This window comes from Streptomyces sp. G45 (assembly GCF_049542095.1).
In the GTDB taxonomy this organism is placed as follows: domain Bacteria; phylum Actinomycetota; class Actinomycetes; order Streptomycetales; family Streptomycetaceae; genus Streptomyces.
Window position 1 is genome coordinate 5,416,522 of the sequence record NZ_JBMUZU010000001.1, and the last position, 23,695, is coordinate 5,440,216.

17 protein-coding genes, 1 tRNA gene, 1 pseudogene and 1 riboswitch are annotated in these 23,695 nt (G+C 72.5%); of the genes and pseudogenes, 15 read left to right on the forward strand and 4 right to left on the reverse strand.

The window, feature by feature from the left end; translation table 11 throughout:
- Positions 1–23: 23 nt before the first annotated feature.
- Positions 24–821, reverse strand: a complete 798-nt coding sequence (locus tag ACOBQU_RS22850) for a hypothetical protein (RefSeq protein ID WP_423629169.1) — start codon at positions 819–821, stop codon at positions 24–26.
- A gap of 290 nt (positions 822–1,111) precedes the next feature.
- Between ACOBQU_RS22850 and ACOBQU_RS22855 the strand changes: the two are divergent.
- From ACOBQU_RS22855 to ACOBQU_RS22920, 14 genes and pseudogenes are all read left to right on the forward strand, one after another.
- A pseudogene (locus ACOBQU_RS22855) lies at positions 1,112–3,294 on the forward strand (N-6 DNA methylase).
- Positions 3,295–3,486: 192 nt separating this feature from the next.
- Positions 3,487–4,083 carry a hypothetical protein gene (locus ACOBQU_RS22860; RefSeq protein WP_423629170.1) on the forward strand — a complete coding sequence of 199 codons (597 nt, stop codon included), beginning with the start codon at positions 3,487–3,489 and terminating at the stop codon, positions 4,081–4,083.
- A 26-nt stretch (positions 4,084–4,109) separates the two neighbouring features.
- The gene (locus ACOBQU_RS22865) at positions 4,110–5,618 is read left to right on the forward strand and encodes a protein kinase domain-containing protein (protein WP_423634649.1); all 1,509 of its coding nucleotides are present in this window, start codon (positions 4,110–4,112) and stop codon (positions 5,616–5,618) included.
- Between the two features lie 213 nt (positions 5,619–5,831).
- The gene (locus ACOBQU_RS22870) at positions 5,832–6,497 is read left to right on the forward strand and encodes a SurA N-terminal domain-containing protein (protein WP_423629171.1); all 666 of its coding nucleotides are present in this window, start codon (positions 5,832–5,834) and stop codon (positions 6,495–6,497) included.
- Between the two features lie 28 nt (positions 6,498–6,525).
- The gene (locus tag ACOBQU_RS22875) at positions 6,526–7,554 is read left to right on the forward strand and encodes a nucleoside triphosphate pyrophosphohydrolase (protein ID WP_423629172.1); all 1,029 of its coding nucleotides are present in this window, start codon (positions 6,526–6,528) and stop codon (positions 7,552–7,554) included.
- A 146-nt stretch (positions 7,555–7,700) separates the two neighbouring features.
- Entirely contained in the window at positions 7,701–8,957 is a 1,257-nt protein-coding gene (locus ACOBQU_RS22880; RefSeq protein WP_423629173.1) for a cytochrome P450 family protein, read from the forward strand.
- Between the two features lie 144 nt (positions 8,958–9,101).
- A complete protein-coding gene (locus ACOBQU_RS22885) occupies positions 9,102–10,250 on the forward strand; it encodes a transglycosylase family protein (RefSeq protein ID WP_423629174.1) in 1,149 nt (382 codons plus the stop codon).
- 204 nt (positions 10,251–10,454) lie between these two features.
- A riboswitch (cyclic di-AMP (ydaO/yuaA leader) is annotated at positions 10,455–10,625 on the forward strand.
- Positions 10,626–10,629: 4 nt separating this feature from the next.
- Positions 10,630–11,388: a transglycosylase family protein gene (locus ACOBQU_RS22890; protein WP_423629175.1), complete on the forward strand. Its 759-nt coding sequence runs from the start codon at positions 10,630–10,632 to the stop codon at positions 11,386–11,388.
- Between the two features lie 277 nt (positions 11,389–11,665).
- Positions 11,666–12,961 (forward strand): phosphopyruvate hydratase, encoded by a 1,296-nt coding sequence (gene eno, locus ACOBQU_RS22895; protein ID WP_423629176.1) that lies wholly within the window; start codon positions 11,666–11,668, stop codon positions 12,959–12,961.
- 97 nt (positions 12,962–13,058) lie between these two features.
- Complete coding sequence (locus ACOBQU_RS22900; protein ID WP_423629177.1) at positions 13,059–13,583, forward strand: FtsB family cell division protein; 525 nt, start codon at positions 13,059–13,061, stop codon at positions 13,581–13,583.
- A gap of 40 nt (positions 13,584–13,623) precedes the next feature.
- Positions 13,624–14,145 carry a DUF501 domain-containing protein gene (locus tag ACOBQU_RS22905; RefSeq protein ID WP_423629178.1) on the forward strand — a complete coding sequence of 174 codons (522 nt, stop codon included), beginning with the start codon at positions 13,624–13,626 and terminating at the stop codon, positions 14,143–14,145.
- Between the two features lie 115 nt (positions 14,146–14,260).
- Entirely contained in the window at positions 14,261–15,202 is a 942-nt protein-coding gene (locus ACOBQU_RS22910; RefSeq protein ID WP_423629179.1) for an exopolyphosphatase, read from the forward strand.
- Between the two features lie 398 nt (positions 15,203–15,600).
- Positions 15,601–16,983 (forward strand): NAD(P)/FAD-dependent oxidoreductase, encoded by a 1,383-nt coding sequence (locus tag ACOBQU_RS22915; protein WP_423629180.1) that lies wholly within the window; start codon positions 15,601–15,603, stop codon positions 16,981–16,983.
- A 217-nt stretch (positions 16,984–17,200) separates the two neighbouring features.
- Positions 17,201–18,499 (forward strand): class I SAM-dependent methyltransferase, encoded by a 1,299-nt coding sequence (locus tag ACOBQU_RS22920; protein ID WP_423629181.1) that lies wholly within the window; start codon positions 17,201–17,203, stop codon positions 18,497–18,499.
- 111 nt (positions 18,500–18,610) lie between these two features.
- Here the strand turns inward: ACOBQU_RS22920 and ACOBQU_RS22925 are convergent, their stop codons facing one another.
- Together ACOBQU_RS22925 and ACOBQU_RS22930 are read right to left on the reverse strand one after the other, a co-directional pair.
- Positions 18,611–21,130, reverse strand: a complete 2,520-nt coding sequence (locus ACOBQU_RS22925; protein WP_423629182.1) for an ABC transporter permease — start codon at positions 21,128–21,130, stop codon at positions 18,611–18,613.
- 117 nt (positions 21,131–21,247) lie between these two features.
- Positions 21,248–22,153 carry an ABC transporter ATP-binding protein gene (locus ACOBQU_RS22930; protein ID WP_423629183.1) on the reverse strand — a complete coding sequence of 302 codons (906 nt, stop codon included), beginning with the start codon at positions 22,151–22,153 and terminating at the stop codon, positions 21,248–21,250.
- A 374-nt stretch (positions 22,154–22,527) separates the two neighbouring features.
- Here ACOBQU_RS22930 and ACOBQU_RS22935 point away from each other — a divergent pair.
- Positions 22,528–22,610, forward strand: a tRNA-Leu gene (locus ACOBQU_RS22935).
- A 69-nt stretch (positions 22,611–22,679) separates the two neighbouring features.
- On the opposite strand, the gene ACOBQU_RS22940 is transcribed toward ACOBQU_RS22935, so the two are convergent.
- Positions 22,680–23,477 carry a VOC family protein gene (locus ACOBQU_RS22940; RefSeq protein ID WP_423629184.1) on the reverse strand — a complete coding sequence of 266 codons (798 nt, stop codon included), beginning with the start codon at positions 23,475–23,477 and terminating at the stop codon, positions 22,680–22,682.
- Between the last annotated feature and the right edge of the window lie 218 nt (positions 23,478–23,695).

Genomic DNA, 23,695 nt, shown 5'->3' on the forward strand with positions numbered 1-23,695 from the left:
GAGGGCTGACCCCGGGCCGGGGCTCAGCCCTCCAGCTTGTCCAGGTCGAGGACGTCGCCCTTCGGCGGCGTCGCCTTGACCGGCTTGTCGTAGTCGGAGAAGGCCAGCGTCTCGTCCTTCTTCGCCTTCTCGTTGACGATCTTCAGCAGGTACGGCTTGCCCTTGGTCGCCACGTAGATCGTGTACCGGTCCTTGCCCTCGGCCTCGTGGAGCGTCAGTGCCGGGGTGCCGTCGACGGTGGTCTCCTTGCCGCGGCGGGCGGCCGAGTCCACGTCCTTGAACTCCGCCAGGATCGTGTCGAGGTCGCAGAACGCGGCCATGTCCTTGGCGTCGCTGCCCTTGGCACTCGCCTTCGACCAGCGGTCCGCGAGCGTGTCGACCGCCGCCTCCGTGCCCTCCTTGTCCGGCTCGGCGTTGCCCTTCTCGTCGGTGCGGATGAACTCCGCGTCGGGCCGCATGTACACCGTGGTGCGGTTGGCGATCAGGTCCATGGAGCCCTGGCCGTTCACGCTGAGGGAACCGGCGCACTCGCCGCGGGTGTTGAGCGCCATGTCCATCGTCACCGTGCCGCCCTCGCCGTCGGGGGCGCTGCCCTTGATGCGCAGCGCCTTGGCGGACGACGTGGCCCGCACGGCCTTCTCGATGACGTCCGGGCCCGACAGGCCCGCGAACGGCTCCTTCTGCTTCGTGGCCGCCGCGGGCTTCTTCGCGCCCTTGGCGCCGTCGGCGCCGTCGCCCTTGTCGTCGCCGCACGCCGTGAGCGTGACGGCCGCAGCGGCGGTGAGGCAGAGCGCGGCGATGGCGGTGCGATGCGTGTGCATGAGTCCCCCAGGGAGTTCGTGTTGAGCATGGACATCAGACCAGAAGCTTGTGAACCGAGTCAACACGGTTCACAGTGATCGGGTGGTCAACGACTGTGAAGGGGTCGGCCCAACCCGGGTGGGTAAGCTCGACGGCGCACGCGGTCCAGGGGAAGACCGCGGTACGCGGAGCGCCATGACCAGGGCGCACCGCGCGCGGACACCGGCGGCACCGGCTGATGCCGCTGGGCGCGAGCCTTCGCGACGAGCGATGACGAGCGACGACGAGCGACGACGAGCGACGACGAGTGATGAGGGGCGGGCCAGTGGCGACCAGCGGGCCGACGCGGCGGGGGGACGACGCGGAGGACAGGACGGCGGCCGAACCCGCAGCGGGCGGCACCGCCGCCCCCGAGGTCACCGCCGCCGGAATCGCCCGCCTCGCCGGAGTCGGCCGCGCCGCCGTCAGCAACTGGCGCCGCCGCCACGCCGACTTCCCCAAGCCCGTCGGCGGCACCGACACCAGCCCCTCCTTCGCCCTCGCCGACGTCGAGCGCTGGCTGCGCGGCCAGGGCAAGCTCTCCGAGGTCCCGCTGCGCGAACGGGTCTGGCAGCAGCTCGCCGGACACCCCGCGGGCCCCGCCACCGCCCTGCTGCACACGGGCTGCGCCCTGCTCCTGGTCCGCGACCGGCACCCCGACTGGCTCCGGGTGAGCGCCGTGTCCGACGCCCGCCTGGCCCGGCTGCTGCCCGGGGCCCTCGACGCCGCCCTCACCCCCCGCTTCGGCCCGCCCGGCCGCGCCCGCGCCGTGCCGCTCCCGGCGACGCCCGAACTCCTGCCGTCCGTCCCGCTGCTGCGCTCCGCCGCCGAACTGGCCGCGGAACTCGGCGCGCACAAGGCGTACGAGTTCCTCCTCGGCCGCCACCTGGACGCCAACCCCCGCCAGTACACCCTCACGCCCGCGGGCCCCGCCGCCCTGATGGCCGCGCTCGCCGCCCAGGCCGGACCCGCGGACACCGTGCTCGACCCGGCCTGCGGCACCGGCGCCCTGCTGCACGCCGCCACCGGCCCCCACGGCGCGCGCCCCGGGCAGCGCCTGCACGGCCAGGACAGCGCCCCCGACCTGGCCGCGCTGACCGCGCTGCGCCTGGCCCTCGCCTCCGACGCGGCCGTGCGCACCACCGCCGCCGACACGCTGCGCGCCGACGCCCACCCGGACCTGGCCGCCGACGCCGTCCTGTGCCACCCGCCGTTCAACGACCGCAACTGGGGCCACGACGAGCTGGCGTACGACCCGCGCTGGGAGTACGGCCTGCCCGCCCGCACCGAGTCCGAACTCGCCTGGGTGCAGCACGCCCTGGCCCGCCTGCGCGACGGCGGCACCGCCGTGCTCCTGATGCCGCCCGCCGCCGCGTCCCGCCGCTCCGGCCGCCGCATCCGCGCCGACCTGCTGCGCCGCGGCGCCCTGCGCGCCGTGATCGCGCTGCCCACCGGCGCCGCGCCCCCGTACCACCTGCCGCTGCACGTCTGGGTGTTGCGCAGGCCGGGCCCCGGCACGCCCGCCGCGTCCCAGGTGCTGCTCGTCGAGGCCGCCGGGGCCTGCGCCGACGGCGCGGACGGGCCCGACGGGCGCGACCCGCGCGCCTGGCCCGCCGTGCAGGACGCCGTGCTCGACGCCTTCCGCCGCTTCGACCGCGACGGCACCCTCGACGAACGCCCCGGGCTCGCCCTGTCCGTGCCGGTGCTCGACCTGCTCGACGACGAGGTCGACCTGGCGCCCGCCCGCCGCCTGCCGCCCCGGGCCGCGCGCGGCGGCCCCGAGGAGCTGCGCGAGGTCCGCGCCCGGCTCGACGCGACGCTGCGCCTGACCGCCGACCTCACCCCGCCCCGCGTCGAGCGCGGCGCCCCCGACGCCGCCCGCTGGCCGCTGACCACCGTCGGCGAACTGGCCCGGGCGGGCGCCCTCACCCTGCGCACCGCGGGCCCCGACACCCCCAGGGCGTGCCGGTCCTCACCGACCACGACGTCCTCAACGGCACCCCGCCCGCCCCGGCACCCCTCCTGGACGAGCCCCCGACCGCGCCACCCGTGCTCACCGAACCCGGCGACGTCGTCCTGCCCGTGCACGGCGGCACCACCGCCGTCCGCGTCATCGACGACGCCACCGCGGGCGCCGCCCTCGGCCGCGGCCTGGCCCTGCTGCGGCCCGACCCGGCCGCCGTCGACTGCTGGTTCCTCGCCGGATTCCTGCGCGGCACCGCCAACAACCGCCAGGCCAGCAGCTACGCCTCCACCTCCGCCCGGCTCGACGTGCGCCGCCTGCAACTGCCACGCCTGCCCCTGGACCGCCAGCGCGGCTACGGCGAGCGCTTCCGCGCCCTCGCCGCGTTCGAGGACGCCCTGCGCCACGCCGGACGCCTCGGCGAACAGCTCGTACGCGGCCTGTACGACGGCCTCACCGACGGCACGGTGGCGCCGGGCCCGCCCGACTGACCCCGCACCGACCCGCGGCACCGACCCCACACGCCCCCCGGAACCCCCGAGCCACCGGACTGAGACGTACCGCGTGACCAGTACGACAACGGTTCGGTACAACCACAGACGGGTCCCCGGAGTCGGCCTATACGCTCGAATCCACACAGTGGACCCACCCGACCGTCCGCCCGCCAGGTACCAGGAGCAGCCATGCACGGCAACGGCTATGTGCCGCCGCCCCCACCGGCCCCGTCCGCGGGCTCGCCCGTGACGCTGCGCGTGCTGTTCGTGGTCCTCGCCGTCCTCACCTGCGGCTTCCTGTCGTGGGCGGCGATGCTGCGGCTCGCGCTTCTCACCCGCAAGGCCCGGGACTGGGTGCTGTTCGTGGCCGTCGTCGCCCTGGAGGTGGTGGCGGTCGTCCTCATCGGGATCGACCAGGGCGAGGAGGAGTTCGCCGAGCCCGGCAACGCGGGCATGACGATCCTCGTCTCCCTGGTGGTGCCCGTGATCGCGTACTACCTGACCATGGACATCGGCCACCACAACAAGCTCCAGCGGCAGGCCGCGGCGCACTTCCAGCAGTCGCAGTTCGGCCAGAGCCAGTTCGGCCAGACCCACTTCGGCGGCTACGCGCCGCCCCCACCGCAGGCCGGATACGGCTACCCGGCCCAGCCCACCCCCGCGCCAGCCCCCGCCCCGGCCACCCCGCCACCCCCCACCCGCCCGGCACCCGCCCGCATCGAGCAGGTCCGCGCCGAACTCGACGAGCTGAGTGACTACCTGCGCAAGCAGGAAGGCGGCAGCTGACCGTGACCCGGGGGACCGACCGGCGCGTGATCGCCGGGCGCTACGAACTGTCCACGCTCATCGGACAGGGCGGCATGGGCCAGGTCTGGACGGCCTACGACCAGCGGCTCGACCGGCGCGTCGCCGTCAAGCTGCTGCGCCCCGACAAGGTCGCGGGCGCCGAGGCCGACGAGCTGCGCCGCCGCTTCGTGCGCGAGTGCCGCGTCACCGCCCAGGTCGACCACCCCGGCCTGGTCACCGTGCACGACGCGGGCAGCGACGGCGACGACCTCTACCTGGTCATGCAGTACGTCGACGGCGCCGACCTCGGCGACCACCTCGCCGAGCACGACCCCTACCCCTGGCAGTGGGCCGTCGCCGTCGCCGCCCAGCTGTGCGCCGTGCTCTCCGCCGTGCACGCCGTGCCGATCGTGCACCGCGACCTCAAGCCGCGGAACGTGATGGTCCGCCAGGACGGCACGCTCACCATCCTCGACCTCGGCATCGCCTCGGTCATGGACACCGACACCACTCGCCTCACCCACACCGGCACCCCCATCGGCAGCCCCTCCTACATGGCGCCCGAGCAGGCCATGGGCGGCGCCGTCGGCCCGTACACCGACCTGTACGCGCTCGGCGTCCTGATGCACGAACTCCTCAGCGGCGACGTGCCGTTCTCCGGCTCCACCGCGCTCGGCGTGCTCCACCGCCACCTGTACGAGCCGCCGCTGCCCGTGCGCCGACTGCGCCCCGAGGTCCCCGAAGCCGTCGAGAACCTGGTCCTCCGCCTGCTCGCCAAGGACCCCCAGCACCGGCCGGACAGCGCCCAGGCGGTGTACGAGGAACTGGTGCCGCTGCTGCCCGGCCGCTCCGTGCCCACCGGCCGCCCCCTCGACCCGACCCGGCCCTTCCTGCGCCCGCACGCCCCCTGGCCCGACCGCGCCGCCACGCCCGCGCCCGCCCCGCGGCCCCTGGCGCCGGGCCCCGCGCACGGCCAGGACGTCGCCACGGCCGTCGACGAGGTCAAGAAGCTGCTCGGCGAGGGCCGCATCACCCAGGCCGTGGACATCCTCGGCGCGATCCTCCCGGCCGCCGCCGCCCGCCACGGCGAGCGCTCACCCGTCGTGCGCACCCTGCGCAAGCAGTACGCGGCCACCCTCATGGACGACGGCCAGTACCGCCGCGCCCTGCCCGAGCTGCGCCGCCTCGCCGACGAGCGCGCCGCCGAGTCCGGGCAGGCCGACCCGCAGTCCCTCCAGTTCCGCTACGAGGCCGCCCAGTGCCTCGAACAGCTCGGCGAGCCCGCCGCGGCCCTCGCCGAGTACCGCGCGCTGCTCCCCTACTACGAGAACCAGTACGCCTCCAACGACCTCCGCCAGGCCCTGGAGATCCGCCGCCGCATCGGGCATCTACTGCTCGCCCTCGGCGACCGCCCGGCCGCGCACGACGCGCTCGCCCGCCTGGTCGTCGACGCCGAGCGGGTGCACGGCATCGGCCACCCGTTCCCCGCGGAGATCCGCCGCACCCTCCAGTGGCTCGGCCAGGTGCGCGGATAGCCGGTTCGGCCAGGTGCGCGGGCAGCCGGTTCGGACAGGTGCGCGGACGGCGCCGCGGACAACCCGGACAAGCGGGCCCACGGGTGAGCGGGGGTGCCCCAACTCCCGGCGAATCGTTGGTCGAAAAGGTGGCCGAGCCGACCACCGCTGCCTACCATCGATCACCGCAAGACTTTGTGCAGCGAAGCACAATCTCTCCACCGGGAGGCCAACTTGCACCGCCGTCGTCGCACCGCGCTCCTCCTCACCGCCGCCGCCCTCACCGCGGCCCCCCTCCTGACCGCCTGCGGCAACGACGCGCACCCCGGCGCCGCGGCCGTCGTCGGCGACGACCGCATCACGGTCGCGCAACTGGAGGGCCGGGTGAACGAGGTGCGCTCCGCGCAGCGGGCCGCGCTCCCCGACGACCGGACCTACGAGCAGGCCATCGCCAAGTCCGGCGGCCTCACCCGCTCCACCCTGCACACCATGGTCCTCGACCGCGTCCTGCACCGGGCCGCGCGGGACGCCGGGGTGACCGTCACGCGCAAGGAGATCCAGACCATGCGCGGCCAGCTGGAGGAGCAGGCGGGCGGCCGCAAGGCCCTGGAGGCGAGCTGGCTCCAGCAGTACAGCGTCGCGCCGAAGCACCTCGACGCCAGCATCACCACGGAGATCGAGGCCCAGAAGCTCGCCCGCGCCCTCGGCGCCGACATGAACACGCCGCAGGGCCGGGCCGCCTTCTGGACCGCGCTCGCCAAGACGTCCAAGAAGCTCGACATCGACCTGAACCCGCGGTACGGCACGTGGGACGTCAAGCAGAGCAAGCGCGCCGACGCCAGGACGCCGTGGGTGCGCGAGGTGTCGCGGCCCGAGGGAGCGACGAAGACGCAGGTGTAGCGGCCGGGAGCGGGGCGTTGTCAGTGGGGTGGGTTACGTTCGGCCCGTGAACTCCAACTCGGTCAACCCGGCGCACCCGGCGTCCCCGGCGGCCCAGGCGTCCCCGGTGGACGACGCCGGGCACGTCATCCTGCTCACCACCAGCCACCGGGTCGCGCCCGGCCTGCTGTCCTGGACCGCCTGGCGGGCGCTGCGCGACGCCGACGAGGTCCTGTGCGCCGACGCGGCCCACCCCCAGCTTCCGTACGTCCGGGAGGCGGGCGTCGACGTGAAGCAGGCCGCGCCGACCGCCGAGGAGCTGGTGCGCGCCTGCGCGGGCGGCCGCACGGTCCTGGTGATCGCCACGGCCGACGGCGACCGCCCGCTGACGGACGGCCTGGCCCGGCTCGCGGGCACCGGCCGCGTCGCGATGCCGGACTTGGAGCTGCTTCCCGGTTCGTACGACCTGCCCGGAGCCCGCCTCCTCGACCTGGTCCAGGTCATGGACCGCATCCGCGCCGAGTGCCCCTGGTTGTCCCGCCAGACCCACGAGGGCCTCGCGAAGTACGCCATCGAGGAGGCGTACGAACTGGTCGAGGCCATCGAGGACGGCGAGCGCACCGAGCTGCGCGAGGAGCTGGGCGACGTCCTGCTCCAGGTCGTCTTCCACGCCCGGATCGCCGAGGAGGACCCGGACGAGCCGTTCTCCGTCGACGACGTGGCGGCCGCGATCGTCGACAAGCTCATCCACCGTCACCCGCACGTCTTCGGCGACGACACCGCGGCGACGCCGGAGGAGGTCAAGGAGCACTGGCTGCGCACCAAGGCGGAGGAGAAGCGGCGCACCTCCGTGACGGAGGGCATCCCCCTCGGCCAGCCCGGCCTCGCCCTCGCGGCGAAGCTCGCCTCGCGCGTGCGCACGGCGGGCCTGGACGTCCCCCTTCCGCAGGGGGAGGGCGTGGGCTATGCCCTGCTGGCCATGGCCGTCCGCGCGGAGTCCGAGGGCGTCGACCCGGAGGCGGCGCTGCGGGCCGCGGCCCGCGCCTACCGGGACGCGGTGCGCGCAGCGGAGGCGTAGCCCTCGCGGCAGAGTTTTAGCCCGTCCGGCGTTTGAGGACGAGGCCGAAGGCCGATTGACGGGGGTGCCAGGGGGCGGAGCCCCATGGTTTCGGGGAAGGGGTGGGTCTGGGGCGCCCCCGCGAGGGACCGGATACCGTCGGCCCCATGCACCACCCGCACCAGCCCACACCCCCCGAGCCGGAACTCTTCACCTGGGCGTTCGCCAGCGACCCGTACCCGGCGTACGCCTGGCTGCGCCAGCACGCCCCCGTCAGCAAGCGGCAGCTGCCAAGCGGCGTGGAGGCCTGGCTCGTCACCCGGTACGCGGACGCCCGCCAGGCGCTCGCCGACCAACGGCTCAGCAAGAACCCGGCCCACCACGACGAGCCCGCGCACGCGAAGGGCAAGACCGGCATCCCGGGCGAACGCAAGGCCGAGCTGATGACCCACCTGCTCAACATCGACCCCCCGGACCACACTCGTCTCAGACGTCTGGTGTCCAAGGCGTTCACGCCGCGCCGCGTGGCCGAGTTCGCCCCGCGCGTCCAGGAGCTGACCGATCAGCTGATCGACCGGTTCGTCGAACGCGGCGAGGCCGACCTCATCCATGAGTTCGCCTTTCCGCTCCCCATCTACGCCATCTGCGACATGCTCGGCGTACCGCGTGAGGACCAGGACGACTTCCGGGACTGGGCGGGCATGATGATCCGGCACGGCGGGGGCCCCAGGGGCGGGGTCGCCCGGTCGGTGAAGAAGATGCGCGGCTACCTCGCCGAGCTGATCCACCGCAAGCGCGAGGCGCCGGGCGACGACCTGATCTCGGGGCTGATCCGCGCCTCCGACCACGGCGAGCACCTGACCGAGAACGAGGCCGCCGCGATGGCGTTCATCCTCCTCTTCGCCGGGTTCGAGACCACCGTCAACCTCATCGGGAACGGCACATACGCGCTGCTCACCCACCCCGACCAGCGCGAGACCCTGCAGAAGTCCCTCGACGCGGGCGACACGGGCCTGCTGGAGACCGGCATCGAGGAACTGCTGCGCTACGACGGGCCCGTGGAGCTGGCCACCTGGCGGTTCGCCACCGAGCCGCTGCGCATCGGCGGGCAGGACATCGCCGTCGGCGACCCCGTCCTGGTCGTGCTCGCCGCCGCCTACCGCGACCCGGACCGCTTCCCCGACCCCGACCTGCTCGACCTGGCGCGCCGCGACAACCAGCACCTCGGCTACGGCCACGGCATCCACTACTGCCTCGGCGCGCCGCTCGCCCGCCTGGAGGGCCAGACCGCGCTCGCGACCCTGCTCCGCCGCCTACCGGACCTCCAACTCGCCGTAGAACCGGAGGAGTTGAGGTGGCGTGGCGGGCTCATCATGCGCGGCCTGCGGACCCTGCCGGTGGAGTTCACTCCGCGCGCACGCTGACACGCCGTCAAAGCTGTGACTTTCACGTGATCTGCGCTGCATCGACTTGTGACTGACGTTCGACTGCGGCTACGTTCACGACGACTCGGCACCCTGACGCACCACGTGCCGCAGTCGTCCTGTCGTCGCGCGAAAGGCATCTGCATGCTCTCCGGCCAAGGCCGTCACCGCCGTCCCCGTCAGGCCCCGGCGATCGTCGTCGCCGCGGGAGTCACCGGCTCCGCCCTCGCCCTGCCGCTGTTCGCCGCCACCGGCGCGAGCGCGGCGGACGCGGGCACCTGGGACCGGGTCGCGGACTGCGAGAGCGGCGGCGCGTGGAGCGCGGACGAGGGCAACGGCTACTACGGCGGCCTCCAGTTGTCCCAGGAGACCTGGGAGGACTACGGCGGCCTCGCCTACGCGCCGAGCCCCGACCAGGCCAGCCGCTCCCAGCAGATCGACATCGGCGAGAAGGTCCTCGCCGACCAGGGCCCGAAGGCCTGGCCGCACTGCGGCCCCGCGTCCGGCCTCAGCAAGGGCGGCGAGAAGGCCGACGTCGACCCGGGCCTGCCGGTCACGCCGGAGCGCTCCAGCGGGTCCGCCGACGGTTCCTCCGGCGGCGGCAAGGACGGCGGCAAGGACGGCGGCAAGGAGACCTCCGGCGAGGCGTCCCGCGACGGCGCGGACTCCGACGGTTCCCGCGACGCGCGAGACAAGGATCACGAAGCCGGTGACACCGCCCGCGAGGACAAGGGCGAGAGCAAGGGCACCGGCAAGCACCGCAAGCCCGACGCGGACACCGGGGCCGACGGCGCCGACCAGGACGCCGACAAGGACGCCGACCAGGACACCGGCAAGGACGGCGAGCGGACCCGGCCCGGGAAGGGCGACGCGACGCCGCCCGGCGACTCCGAGCGCCCTGAGCGCCCCGAGGGCTCCGAGGACCCCGCCGACGCCCCCTCCGGGCGCCACCGCGGCCCCAGCGGCGACCCCTCCGCGCCCGGCGGCCCGGACGCCACGGAGGGCCGCGCGGGCGGCGCCGCGGACGGCTCCGACGGCGGCGGGCGGCACGCCTCGCGCGGCGAGGCGCGGGGCGAGGGTGGCGCGCGGGACACGGGCGACGCCCGTGGCACCTACACGGTCCGCTCCGGCGACAACCTCTCAACCATCGCCGACACCCACGACCTTGACGGCGGCTGGTCCTCCCTCTACGAGGGCAACAAGAACACCGTCGGCGGCGACCCGGACCTCATCCTGCCCGGTCAGCGGCTCGAACTGGGCGAGGGCCAGGCTGCGGACGCAGCGCGGAAGTAGAGGTTCCGGGGCTCCAGTTGGCGGTCGACTTGGCCGTTAATGTCCGGTTTAAAGATGGTGAGGGGCAAGTGAGAGATGGGTCTCAGAGGCCCTGATCGTCTTTGAAATTCGGGCGATTGCCTGTCTACGGTCAGGACCGCTCGCCACAGCGGGCCCCGCCGGTCGGTACGCCGAATCCTGCCAACGGCCGGACGGGAACAGTCGTCGCTTCGAGCGCCGAAGGCAGGAGCGGGGGACCCAAGGTAAGCGCCGGGCCCGGCCGTTGAGAGACGGCCAGGAACGGCTAGGGGTGAAGCCGCGCGCTAGGACGCGCGGCCGGGCAACTGACCGGCCCGAACCCGACAGCTCACCTCGCAGGCGTCGGTGAGGGGATCACTCCATGCTGCGTTCCGGCAAGGGCAAGCACCGCCGTCCGACCAAGCTCGACAAGGCCACCCGTGCCGCCACCGTCGTCGGTGTCACCGGCGCCGCCGTCGCCGCTCCGCTGATGGCCGCGGGCACCGCCAACGCCGCCACCGCCTCCGAGTGGGACCGCGTCGCCCAGTGCGAGTCCGGCGGCAACTGGTCGATCAACACCGGCAACGGCTACTACGGCGGCCTCCAGTTCTCGGCCTCCACCTGGGCCGCGTACGGCGGCACCCAGTACGCGCCGACCGCCGACAAGGCCACCAAGGCCCAGCAGATCGCCATCGCCCAGAAGGTCCTCGCGGGCCAGGGCAAGGGCGCCTGGCCGAAGTGCGGCGTGGGCCTGTCCAGCGCCCCGTACAACGGCGGCGGCGCCACCCAGCAGCAGCCGCAGCAGCAGACCCAGCAGCAGCACCAGCAGCGCCCGCAGCAGCAGGCCCAGCCGCAGCAGCAGGCTCAGCCCCAGCAGCAGCCGCAGCAGCAGGCCAAGCCGCAGCCGCGCCCGCAGCAGGCCGCCCCGCAGCAGGCCGCCCCGAAGACCGTCCAGACCCCGACCGGCAAGGTCGTCAAGAAGGGCGACGGCGAGTACAAGGTCGAGTCCGGCGACACCCTCTCCAAGATCGCCGCGGAGCACGGCGTCAAGGGCGGCTGGCAGAAGCTCTACCAGCTCAACGACGACATCGTCGACGACGCGGACGTCATCTACCCGGGCCAGCAGCTGCACCTCAGCTGACCTCCGGGGCCCCGCCCGCCCCGGCCCCCGGCCGGTGGCCTCCCGTCCCCACGGGCTCACCGCCCCGGTGCGCGCACCCGCTGCCGCGCCGGGGCGGTACCTTTTGTTGCGTAGGCTTTTGTTCCGTACGCAAACTTTTGTGCCCGGGTTCCGTCCAAGGGCTGGGCGGTCGGCTGGCCGATGCCCCGGAGCCGGTTAGGCTCGTGTCGCGGGGGCCAGCGCGGCCCCCTGGAACACCCGCGCACCCCGCGTACCCCGCGTCACATCCCAGAAGGAGATGCTCGTGCCGTCCATCGACGTCGTCGTAGCCCGGGAAATCCTGGACTCCCGCGGCAACCCCACGGTCGAGGTCGAGGTCGGCCTCGACGACGGATCCACCGGCCGTGCCGCCGTCCCGTCCGGCGCCTCCACCGGCGCCTTCGAGGCCATCGAACTGCGTGACGGAGACGCCAACCGCTACGGCGGCAAGGGCGTCGAGAAGGCCGTCCTCGCCGTGATCGAGCAGATCGGCCCGGAGCTGGTCGGCTACGACGCCACCGAGCAGCGCCTGATCGACCAGGCCATGTTCGACCTGGACGCCACCGACAACAAGGGCTCCCTCGGCGCCAACGCCATCCTCGGCGTCTCCCTCGCCGTGGCCCACGCCGCCTCCGAGGCGTCCGACCTGCCGCTCTTCCGCTACCTGGGCGGCCCGAACGCGCACCTGCTCCCGGTGCCGATGATGAACATCCTGAACGGCGGGTCCCACGCGGACTCCAACGTCGACATCCAGGAGTTCATGATCGCCCCGATCGGCGCGGAGTCCTTCTCCGAGGCCCTGCGCTGGGGCGCCGAGGTCTACCACACGCTGAAGAAGGTCCTGAAGAACAAGGGCCTGTCCACCGGCCTCGGCGACGAGGGCGGCTTCGCCCCGAACCTGGAGTCCAACCGCGCCGCCCTCGACCTCATCGTCGAGGCCATCAAGCAGGCCGGTTACGTCCCCGGCGAGCAGATCGCGCTCGCCCTCGACGTCGCCGCGTCCGAGTTCTACAAGGACGGCGCCTACGAATTCGAGGGCAAGTCCCGCTCGGCCGCCGAGATGACCGAGTACTACGAGGAGCTGGTCTCCGCGTACCCGCTGGTCTCCATCGAGGACCCGCTGTACGAGGACGACTGGGACGGCTGGAAGATCATCACCGAGAAGCTGGGCGAGAAGGTCCAGATCGTCGGCGACGACCTCTTCGTCACCAACCCCGAGCGCCTCCAGCGCGGCATCGACGAGAACGCCGCCAACGCCCTGCTCGTCAAGGTCAACCAGATCGGCTCCCTGACCGAGACCCTGGACGCCGTCGAGCTGGCCCAGCGCAACGGCTTCAAGTGCATGATGTCCCACCGCTCCGGCGAGACCGAGGACGTCACCATCGCCGACCTCGCCGTCGCGGTGAACTGCGGCCAGATCAAGACCGGCGCCCCGGCCCGCTCGGACCGCGTCGCCAAGTACAACCAGCTGCTCCGCATCGAGGAGATCCTCGACGACGCGGCGGTGTACGCGGGCCGCTCGGCGTTCCCGCGGTTTCGCTCCGCGAACCAGTAAGCACAGCAAGGGCTAAGGCCTAGCCAGTCGTACGTACGTCCCCGTACTCGGTCCCGTACCGTGTGCGGGGACGTACGCACGTAGTGGGGAGGCGGACATGGCAGTGAAGAACCGGGACCGGTTCTCCACCGCGACGCGGCTGAAGCTGCTCGGTGAGCAGACCGCGGAGCGCGTCTACCGCTCCCAGACCAAGCGCCAGGCCCGCCGCTCCCGGCTCACCGGCCGCGCGGCCCTGCTCGTCCTCGTGGTCTGCTCGCTGGTCGTGGCGCTCGCGTACCCGATACGGCAGTACGTGTCCCAGCGCGCCGAGATCGCCGAGCAGCGCCAGAAGCAGGCCGAGCACCGCGAGAACGTCGAGCGCCTGCGCGACGAGAAGGCCCGCTGGCAGGACGACGCGTACGCCGAGCAGCGCATCCGCGACCGGCTGCACTACGTGCTGCCCGGCGAGACCGGCTTCACGGTGATCGACCCCGAGGCGACCGCCCGCCACCGCGGCGACGACGGCGGCACCGACCGGCCCTGGTACTCGAACGTCTGGGACGGCGTCGACAAGGCCGACCGCGCCGGTCGCACCGGCTCCGCCGACTCAGCCGATTCCTCCGGCTCCGCCGACGACAACTGACACCTCCGTACGTCCGTACGGAACTGACCGAAAGACAGGCATGGAAACGCCCCCGCCCCAGACCGAGCCCACCGCGCCCACGGACGCCGACGTCGAGGCCTTCAAGCAGCAGCTCGGGCGGCCCCCGCGCGGTCTGCGGGCGATCGCGCACCGCTGCCCGTGCGGGCAGCCGGACGTCGTCGAGACCGCGCCCCGGCTCCCCGACGGCACGCCCTTCCCGACCACGTACTACCTGACGTGCCCGCGCGCCGCGTCCGCGATCGGCACGCTGGAGGCCAACGGGGTCATGAAGGAGATGACCGAGCGGCTCGCCACCGATCCGGAGCTGGCGGCGGCCTACCGCGCGGCGCACGAGGACTACATCGCCCGGCGCGACGCCATCGAGGTCCTTGAGGGGTTCCCCTCGGCCGGGGGCATGCCGGACCGGGTGAAGTGCCTGCACGTCCTGGTGGCCCACTCGCTGGTCGCGGGCCCCGGGGTGAACCCGCTGGGCGACGAGGCGATCGCGATGCTGCCGGAGTGGTGGCGCAAGGGCCCCTGCGTCTCGGCCTGCGAGAGCTGAGGCCGCCGTCCCCGCCCACCCGTGATTCCCGGCTGCGCCAGGTCGGCCCCTGGCGCGGACCGCCTCCCCGCCGACCGGCGGGCCGGGTGACCGTCCACACCAAGGAGTACCCATCGTGACCCGCGTGGCCGCCGTCGACTGCGGCACCAACTCGATCCGCCTGCTCGTGGCGGACGCCGACCCCGCGACCGGGGAGCTGGTCGACCTCGACCGGCGCATGCAGATCGTCCGCCTGGGCCAGGGCGTCGACAGGACGGGCCGCCTCGCGCCGGAGGCCCTGGAGCGCACCTTCGCGGCCTGCCGCGACTACGCCGCCGTCATCAAGGCGCACGGTGCCGAACGCGTCCGCTTCGTGGCGACCTCCGCCTCCCGCGACGCCGAGAACCGCGCCGACTTCGTCAGCGGCGTCCTCGACATCCTCGGCGTCGAACCGGAGGTCATCAGCGGCGACCAGGAGGCGGAGTTCTCCTTCACCGGCGCCACCAGGGAGCTGGCGGGCCGCGCCGACCTGGCCACGCCCTACCTGGTCGTGGACCTCGGCGGCGGCTCCACGGAGTTCGTCGTCGGCGACGGCCGGGTGCGGGCGGCCCGCTCCGTGGACATCGGCTGCGTCCGTATGACGGAACGCCACCTCGTACGCGACGGAGCCGTCACCGAGCCGCCCGCCGAGGACCGGATCGCCGCGATCCGCGCGGACGTCGCCGCCGCCCTGGACCTCGTCGAGGAGACGGTGCCGCTGCGCGAGGCGCACACGCTCGTCGGCCTCGCGGGCACGGTCACCACGGTGGCCGCGATGGCGCTCGGCCTCAAGGAGTACGACTCCGCCGCCATCCACCACTCCCGCATCCCGTACGAGCAGGTGAGCGAGGTCGTCGCGCGGCTCGTGCGGTCCACGCACGCCGAGCGCGCGGCGATCGGCGTGATGCACCCGGGCCGCGTGGACGTGATCGTGGCGGGCGCCGTCGTGCTGCTCGCGATCATGGACCGGATCGGGGCCCGCGAGGTCGTCGTGAGCGAGCACGACATCCTCGACGGCATCGCCTGGTCCATCGCCTGAGCGAGGGGGCTTGGCAGATGAGCGGCCTCCGGGTGGCTTCCGGGGGCCGCGGGCGACAGGCTGTCGGGAAAGTTCGTGAAGTTCTTCACAAGGAAAACGGCCCTGTTGGGGGCGGTTCTGAGGACTTCGGGCCCCGAAAGCGGTCATTCGAAGGCGCGGAGTGGTCCTGGGGGACGCTTCATATGTGTTACAGGCGTGTGAACCGGCGTGTGGTCCACCCGGGCCGGGGGCCAGGAGTGGCTGCTCAAGAGGGGTTGACAACGACTTGGGCCACCCGGTGGTTCCCCTGAGGTGTCATGACCTCCGTCACGTGGGCGGCGAAGTGTAGCAGAGGCCCCACCCATCCTTGTGAAGGGGCGCACGAGCGACCCCTCCTGAGGGGGTGGATACTCAATGGCATGAGCACCACGGAGCGTCCCAGGATCCTCGTAGTAGGCGGTGGGTACGTAGGCCTGTACGCAGCTCGGCGCATTCTGAAGAAGATGCGCTACGGCGAGGCGACCGTCACGGTCGTCGACCCCCGGTCGTACATGACCTACCAGCCCTTCCTCCCCGAAGCCGCCGCCGGCAGCATCTCGCCGCGGCACGTCGTCGTCCCGCTGCGACGCGTGCTGCCGAAGGCCGAAGTGCTGACCGGTCGGGTCACGACCATCGACCAGGACCGCAAGGTCGCCACGATCGCCCCCCTCGTGGGCGAGGCGTACGAGCTGCCCTTCGACTACCTGGTCATCGCCATGGGCGCGGTCTCCCGCACCTTCCCGATCCCCGGCCTCGCCGAGCAGGGCATCGGCATGAAGGGCATCGAGGAGGCCATCGGCCTGCGCAACCACGTGCTCGAGCAGCTCGACAAGGCCGACTCCACGACCGACGAGGAGGTCCGCCGCAAGGCGCTGACCTTCGTCTTCGTCGGCGGTGGCTTCGCCGGTGCCGAGACCGTCGGCGAGGTCGAGGACATGGCCCGCGACGCGGCCAAGTACTACAAGACCGTGTCCCGCGAGGACATGCGCTTCATCCTCGTCGACGCCGCCGACAAGATCCTGCCCGAGGTCGGCCCCAAGCTCGGCCAGTACGGCAAGGAGCACCTGGAGGGCCGCGGGGTCGAGGTCTACCTCTCCACCTCCATGGACTCCTGCGTCGACGGCCACGTCGTGCTGAAGAACGGCCTGGAGGTCGACTCCAACACGATCGTGTGGACCGCCGGTGTGAAGCCGAACCCGGCGCTCGCCCGCTTCGGCCTGCCGCTCGGCCCCCGCGGCCACGTCGACACCCAGGCCACCCTCCAGGTCCAGGGCACCGACTACATCTGGGCCGCGGGCGACAACGCCCAGGTCCCGGACCTCGTCGGCCGCCGCGCGGGCAACGAGAACGCCTGGTGCCCGCCGAACGCCCAGCACGCCCTGCGCCAGGCCAAGGTCCTCGGCGACAACGTGATCTCCGGCATGCGGGGCTTCCCGCAGAAGGAGTACAGCCACGCCAACAAGGGCGCGGTCGCGGGCCTCGGCCTGCACAAGGGCGTCGCGATGATCGTCTTCGGCAAGATGAAGATCAAGCTGCGCGGCCGTCTGGCCTGGTACATGCACCGTGGGTACCACGGCATGGCCATGCCGACCTTCAACCGCAAGATCCGCGTCTTCGCCGACTGGACGCTCGGCATGTTCCTCAAGCGCGAGGTCGTCTCCCTCGGTGCGATGGAGACCCCGCGCGAGGAGTTCTACGAGGCCGCCAAGCCCGCCCCCAAGGCGGCGGCGCCCGCTCCCGCCGAGAAGGCCAAGGCCTCCTAGCCGCTCGGCGCTCGCAGTCCCAACGGCCCGAAGGGTCCCGCTATCCGTGGTGCGGGGCCCTTCGGGCCTTTCTCGTGCGCGGGCGCCCCCGGACCTTCTGCATGTGCCCTACAGCTATTTTGCGCATTCGTGACGGGCGCGCGGGACTGCGTGGCCGGGCCGGTGGTGTTTACGTGGATGACGGACCGTTCCGGGACCGGCATCACGGAGGTGTGCCATGCAGGACGCCGCTTCGCGGCTGAAGAGCGTTGCCGAGCAGGTACTGGGGGCCGGGCTCCCGGTGCGTATCCGTGCCTGGGACGGTTCGGAGGCCGGGCCGCCGGGGGCGCCCGTGCTCGTCGTACGCCACCGCCGGGCGCTGCGGCGGCTGCTGTGGAAGCCGGGGGAGCTGGGGCTCGCGCGGGCGTGGGTGGCCGGTGACCTCGACGTCGAGGGCGACCTGTACGCGGCGCTCGACCTGCTGGCCGAGTTCATCTGGGACCGCGGCGAGGACGCGCGGAGCCTGACCGCGTCCCTGCGGGACCCCGAGGTGCGGGCCGCCGTCCGCTCCCTGGTGGCGATGGCGGCGCCCTTCGTGCCGCCGCCCGTGCCGCGCGAGGAGATGCGCAAGCCGGGCCGACTGCACCGGCACACCAAGGGCAGCGACCGGCAGGCCATCAGCCACCACTACGACGTGGGCAACGACTTCTACGAGCTGGTGCTCGGCCCGTCCATGGTCTACTCGTGCGCCTACTGGGAGTCCCCTCGGTCCACCCTGGAGGACGCCCAGCGCGACAAGCTCGACCTGATCGCCCGCAAGCTCGGCCTGCGGCCGGGCATGCGCCTGCTCGACGTCGGCTGCGGCTGGGGCTCCATGGCGATCCACGCGGCCCGCGAGTACGGCGTCGACGTCGTCGGTGTCACGCTGTCGCAGGAGCAGGCCGCGTACGCCCGCAAGCGCGTCGCCCAGGAGGGCCTGACCGACCGCGTCGAGATCCGCGTCCAGGACTACCGGGACGTCCGGGACGGCCCGTACGACGCGATCTCGTCCATCGGCATGGCCGAGCACGTCGGCGCCGAGCGGTACCTGGAGTACGCGGGCGACCTGTACGCCCTGCTCAAGCCGGGCGGGCGGCTGCTCAACCACCAGATCGGGCGGCGCCCCCTGAACGACGAGTCGGCGTACTCGGTCGACGAGTTCATCGACGCCTACGTCTTCCCCGACGGCGAACTCGCCCCGCTCGGCACCACGGTCGGCCTCCTGGAGCGCGCCGGTTTCGAGGTGCGCGACGTGGAGTCCCTCCGCGAGCACTACGGCCTCACCCTGCGCCGCTGGGTCGCCAACCTGGAGTCCGACTGGCCCCGCGCCCAGCGCCTCACGTCCCCCGCCAGAGCCAGAATCTGGCGCCTCTACATGGCGGCCTCGGCCCTGGCCTTCGAGCACAACAGGATCGGCGTCAACCAGGTCCTGGCGGTCAAGACCCCGGAGCGCGGCGAGTCGGGCCTGCCCCTGCGCACCCGGGACTGGCGGAGCTGAGCGCCCCGAAGGGGCGCGGGGAACTGCGCGACCAGCCACGACGCACCCGCACGTGCATAGCTGAAACGGGCCCCGGGCGCACCAGCACCCGGGGCCCGCCGCAGCCCGACGTCAGTCGGATTTGATGGCCTGCAGCGGGTTCAGCCGCGCGGCGGACCGCGCGGGCCACACGGCCGCGAGGACGCCCACCACCGCCGCGATGGCGAGGAACATCAGGATCCGCCCGACGGGGATCTCCATCGTGTACGTCTGCACCGTGCCGGAGATGCTGTCGCCCGCGACCCAGCCGAGGAAGAGGCCGAGGCCGACGCCGAGCACCGCGCCGAACAGGGAGATCACGACGGACTCCAGGCGCACCATCTGCTTGACCTTCGCGCGGTCGAGGCCGATCGCGCGGAGCATGCCGATCTCGTGCTTCCGCTCGAAGACGGACATCGCGAGGGTGTTGATCACGCCGAGGACCGCGACGAGGATCGCCATGGCGAGCAGGCCGTACAGCATGTTCAGCAGCATGTTGATGGCGCCGCCGATCTCGTTGCTGATGTCGTCCTTGTCCTGGATCTTGATGGCGGGGTTGTCGCCCAGGGCCTTGACGATGGCGTCCTCGGCCTCGTCGCTGGTGCCGCCCTTCATCTTCAGCAGGACCTGCTGGTCGGCGATCTTGTTGAGGTGCGGGTCGACCACGGAGGTGGGGGCGAAGAGGCCGTCCAGCATCTCGTTGGACTCGTACACGCCCGCGACCTTGAGCCGCACGGTCTTGTCGTCGTCGAAGGTCACGGGGAGGGTGTCGCCCGCCTTGAGGCCCTTCCTCTTCGCCATCCCGTCGTCGACGAGGACGCTGTCGCCCTTGAGCCCGGCGGCGGAGCCGCTGGTGTAGTCGAGGGAGACCAGCTTGTCGAAGGCCTTCGGGTCGACGCCGGTGACGCGGGTGGAGGAGCCGTCGGCCTCGGCGTCGGCGTTGCGCAGCGGACTGGACGCCTCGACCTCGGGCAGCTTGGCCAGGTCGGCGCGGACCTGGGGGGTCAGCGGCTGGAAGTTGGCCATGGAGACGGTGTAGTCGGCCTTCAGGGAGTCGGCGGCCATCTTGTTGATGGCGTTGCTCATGGAGGTCGCGACGACCGTCATCGCCGTGATGAGGGTCAGGCCGATCATCAGGGCCGAGGCCGTGGAGGCCGTACGGCGCGGGTTGCGCACCGAGTTGAGGCGGGACAGCTTGCCGGTGACGCCGAACGGCTTGAGCAGCGGCGCGGACGCGGCGATGAACGGGCGGGACAGCAGCGGGGTGAGGACGATGACGCCGACGAGGATGACCCCGGCGCCGCCCGCCATCACGTAGTTGTCCTCCATGAAGAGCATGACCACGCCGAGCGCCACGATGAGCGAGCCGATGGTGTTGCGGACGACCAGGCCGCGCGTGGTGGGCGAGGCGTGGACGCTGTTCATGGCGGCGACCGGCGGGATCTTCGCGGCGCGGCGGCCGGGCAGCCAGGCGGCCAGCATCGTCACGACGACGCCGATCAGCAGGGCGATCAGGATGGTCTTGGGCGCGACCTTCAGGGGGCCGTCGGGCAGCGAGGCGCCGCCCGCGTTCATCAGGGACTCCAGGCCCACGGCCACGCCGATGCCGAGCGCGAAGCCCGCGACGGCGGCGATCAGGCCGACGAGGAACGCCTCGATGAGCACCGAGCGCGTGACCTGGCGGCGGGAGGCGCCGACGGCGCGCATCAGGGCCAGTTCCTTGGTGCGCTGGGCGACCAGCATGGTGAAGGTGTTGGCGATGATGAAGATGCCGACGAACAGCGCGATCCCGGCGAAGATCAGCAGCACCTGGCTCATGGCGCTGGTGTTCTGCTCGATCATGCGGTCCTGGTCGGCCTTCAGGGAGGCGCCGGTCTCCGCCTCGGTGTCCTTCGGCAGGATCTTCTCGACGGACGCCTTCAGGGCGGACTCGCTGGTGCCCGCGGCGGCCTTCACGTCGATCTCGTCGTACTCCTTCTTGCCGAGCACCTCGCGCGCGGTGTCGTTGTCGAAGACGACGAGGCTGCCGCCCGCGACGACGCTGCCGTCGTCGGTGTCGAAGACGCCGGAGACCTTCGCGGTGCGCACGGGGCCGTCGGTGGAGTAGCGGATGGTGTCGCCGACCTTGTACCCGGCGCGGTCGGCGGTGCGGCTGTCGAGGGCGATGTCGCCCGCGGACTTCGGGGCGGAGCCGTCGGTGAAGTCCCAGCGCGGGTCCTTGCCGTCCTTGCCGGGGTAGTAGTTGGCGCCGGTGGTGCCCCACTCGCCGCCGACGAGCTTGCCGTCCTTGTCGGCGACCGCGGTGAAGCCGGTGTACGAGCCGATCACGGATCCGGCGCCGGGCAGCTTCCGGGCCTCGTCGAGCAGCGCGTCGGTCAGCCGGGGCCGCTGCTTGGCCTCCTGGCCGTCCTCGCCGCGGGAGCCGCCGTCCGGGGTGATGGCGACGGAGACGTGGTCGAAGCTCTTCGCGGACTTGTTCTTGTAGGCGGAGCCGAAGGTGTCGGTGAAGACCAGCGTGCCGGAGACGAACGCGACGCCGAGCATGACGGCGAGCACGGTCATCAGCAGCCGGGCCTTGTGCGCGAGCACATTGCGCAGGGCGGTACGGAACATGGGTGTGAGTCCTGGTGAGGGGCGGGCGAGCCCGGGCGGGAAGCGCCCCTGAGGGGCGCGGGGAACTGCGCGACCAGCCACAACCGGCCCGCAGACGAGGCACTGCCAGATATCGCGCTAGCTGACGCGGCCCCGACCGTCGAAGTCCTTCATCCGGTCAAGCACGCGCTCAGCGGACGGCTGGAACATCTCGTCCACGATCCGCCCGTCCGCCAGGAAGATCACGCGGTCCGCGTACGACGCGGCGACCGGGTCGTGGGTCACCATCACCACCGTCTGCCCCAGCTCCCGCACCGAGTTGCGGAGGAAGCCGAGCACCTCGGCGCCGGACCGCGAGTCCAGGTTTCCGGTGGGCTCGTCACCGAAGATGATCTCCGGCTGGGAGGCGAGCGCGCGGGCCACCGCGACCCGCTGCTGCTGGCCGCCGGACAGCTCGGTGGGCCGGTGGGAGAGGCGCCCGGCCAGGCCGACCATGGAGATGACCTGCTCCAGCCACTGCTTGTCGACCTTGCGGCCCGCGATGTCCATGGGCAGCGTGATGTTCTCCAGGGCGGTCAGCGTCGGCAGCAGGTTGAACGCCTGGAAGATGAAGCCGATCTTGTCCCGGCGGAGCTTGGTGAGCTGCTTGTCCTTGAGCGTCGACAGCTCGGTGTCGCCGATGCGCACCGAACCGGAGCTGAAGCTGTCGAGTCCCGCGACGCAGTGCATCAGCGTGGACTTGCCGGAGCCCGAGGGGCCCATGATCGCGGTGAACTGGCCCTGTCCGAACTCGACGGTGACCCGGTCCAGGGCGACCACCTGGGTCTCGCCCTGGCCGTACACCTTGGACAGGTCCGTGGCGCGCGCGGCCACCTGCGTGGCGTGGGCGGCGTACGAAGTGGTGGTGGTCACGGGAGGGTGCTCCTGTCGGGACGACGAGTGAAGGGGACGTACTCCATCGTCCAGGCCCGCAGGCGGCGGGGAGTCAGCCGTAGTTCCGGTTCCCGGGGGCGACTGCGGTCGGACTCGGTGGGGCCATGTCATACCTGGGGATGACGGGCGCCCCTGAGGGGAATGGCAGCTTCCTGCCACCCTCCATACCCCCGGGAGGCCCCTGCTTCCGCCTCGAAACCGGGGCGGATCCGTCCGTTTCCTGCCACCGTTGCAAGGGGGGCAACGGGCGGGCGCGCGGGCGCAGAGACCGCTTACCGGGCCGCCCGCGAGGACAGCTAAATTCCGTCATTTCCAGCCCCGCCAAGGCCCCTGGCCCAACAGGCCTCCGGCAAGTACCACCGGCGCGTACCAGGCGCTGATGCACCCTCAGACGTCAATAAAATAAGACAACGTCGGGCTGTCGTTCCGCTGTTCGGGGGATGCCTCCCGATAGGGTCGAAGCCTTGATGCGGAGCCCACGGCATGCCCGGATGGTGGAATGCAGACACGGCGAGCTTAAACCTCGCTGCCCTTCGCGGGCGTACCGGTTCAAGTCCGGTTCCGGGCACCTCCGTCACGTACTTCAGCACGTAACGCGCCATGCGTGGAGATCATGCACAGCGCATATGACGAACCGTCAACTTCCTTCCGCCGTGGCGCTCTTGATGACCGCGAACGGCGCGCCCGCCGGGTCGAGGAGCATCGCGAAGCGGCCGATGCCCTCGCCGTCGGACGGCGGGATGATCACCGTCGCCCCGGCCTCCGTGGCGCGGGCCACCGTCGCGTCGCAGTCGGCCACCTCGAAGTACGGATGCCACTCGGGGGCGGAGCCCGCGTCCAGGTTCTCCTGGGGGAGCTGCATCAGGCCACCGTGCGCGGCCTCGGCTCCGCCGCCGGAGGGGGCCAGGACGGTGTACGTCAGCTCCGGGCCCATCACGTTGTCCGTCGTCTCCCAGGAGAAGACCGCGCCGTAGAAGGCCTTCGCCGCGGCCGCGTCCGTCGTGTACAGCTCCACCCAGGTCAGCGAGCCCGGGACGGACACCGCCTCGATGCCCTGGGTGTCGCCCGGCTGCCAGACCGCGAAGTCCGCGCCCGCCGGGTCCGTGAACTGCGCCATGCGCCCGTAGCTGAACACGTCCCCCGGCGGCACCCGCACGGTGCCGCCCGCCTGCTCCACGGCCTTGGCGGTGGCGTCCGCGTCGGCCGCGTGGAAGTACACCGTCCACGCGGAGGCCGCGCCCTGCTCCGTCAGCGGGCCGAGGCCCGCGACCGTCCTGCCGTCCTGGAGGAAGAAGCCGTACCCGCCCGCCTCGGGGCCCGCCGACTGGTACTCCCAGCCGAAGACGGCCCCGTAGAACGCGGCGGCGGCGTCCAGGTCGGGGGCGCCGAGGTCCAGCCAGTTCGGAGTGCCGGGGACGGGGGTGGTGCTCAGCATGGTCGGGCCCTTCGCTGGATGGTCCGCTGTGCCACGGGTGCGCCGCGCGCCACGGGTGTGCCGTGGCCGGGGCCGCGCCGCGTGCCGGGGCTCCTTCCAGCATGGCAGCGGCCGCCGACAACCGCGCTGCGAGCGGGCGGGCCGGACGCGGTGCGAGCGGGGCTCTCGGGGTACGCCCCCCGCGTGCGGGAGCGGCCCGGGTCGCGGGGACGCCCCGT

Excerpts from the sequence above, each read along its gene's own strand:
- ACOBQU_RS22890 (WP_423629175.1), top strand. The coding sequence starts at position 10,630 with ATGCTGCGTTCCGGCAAGGGCAAGCACCGCCGTCCGACCAAGCTCGAC.
- ACOBQU_RS22885 (WP_423629174.1), top strand. The coding sequence starts at position 9,102 with ATGCTCTCCGGCCAAGGCCGTCACCGCCGTCCCCGTCAGGCCCCGGCG.
- ACOBQU_RS22930 (WP_423629183.1), bottom strand. The coding sequence starts at position 22,153 with ATGACATGGCCCCACCGAGTCCGACCGCAGTCGCCCCCGGGAACCGGA.
- ACOBQU_RS22940 (WP_423629184.1), bottom strand. The coding sequence starts at position 23,477 with ATGCTGAGCACCACCCCCGTCCCCGGCACTCCGAACTGGCTGGACCTC.
- ACOBQU_RS22915 (WP_423629180.1), top strand. The coding sequence starts at position 15,601 with ATGAGCACCACGGAGCGTCCCAGGATCCTCGTAGTAGGCGGTGGGTAC.
- ACOBQU_RS22905 (WP_423629178.1), top strand. The coding sequence starts at position 13,624 with ATGGAAACGCCCCCGCCCCAGACCGAGCCCACCGCGCCCACGGACGCC.
- ACOBQU_RS22925 (WP_423629182.1), bottom strand. The coding sequence starts at position 21,130 with ATGTTCCGTACCGCCCTGCGCAATGTGCTCGCGCACAAGGCCCGGCTG.
- ACOBQU_RS22900 (WP_423629177.1), top strand. The coding sequence starts at position 13,059 with ATGGCAGTGAAGAACCGGGACCGGTTCTCCACCGCGACGCGGCTGAAG.
- ACOBQU_RS22880 (WP_423629173.1), top strand. The coding sequence starts at position 7,701 with ATGCACCACCCGCACCAGCCCACACCCCCCGAGCCGGAACTCTTCACC.
- ACOBQU_RS22920 (WP_423629181.1), top strand. The coding sequence starts at position 17,201 with ATGCAGGACGCCGCTTCGCGGCTGAAGAGCGTTGCCGAGCAGGTACTG.
- ACOBQU_RS22850 (WP_423629169.1), bottom strand. The coding sequence starts at position 821 with ATGCACACGCATCGCACCGCCATCGCCGCGCTCTGCCTCACCGCCGCT.
- eno (WP_423629176.1), top strand. The coding sequence starts at position 11,666 with ATGCTCGTGCCGTCCATCGACGTCGTCGTAGCCCGGGAAATCCTGGAC.
- ACOBQU_RS22860 (WP_423629170.1), top strand. The coding sequence starts at position 3,487 with ATGCACGGCAACGGCTATGTGCCGCCGCCCCCACCGGCCCCGTCCGCG.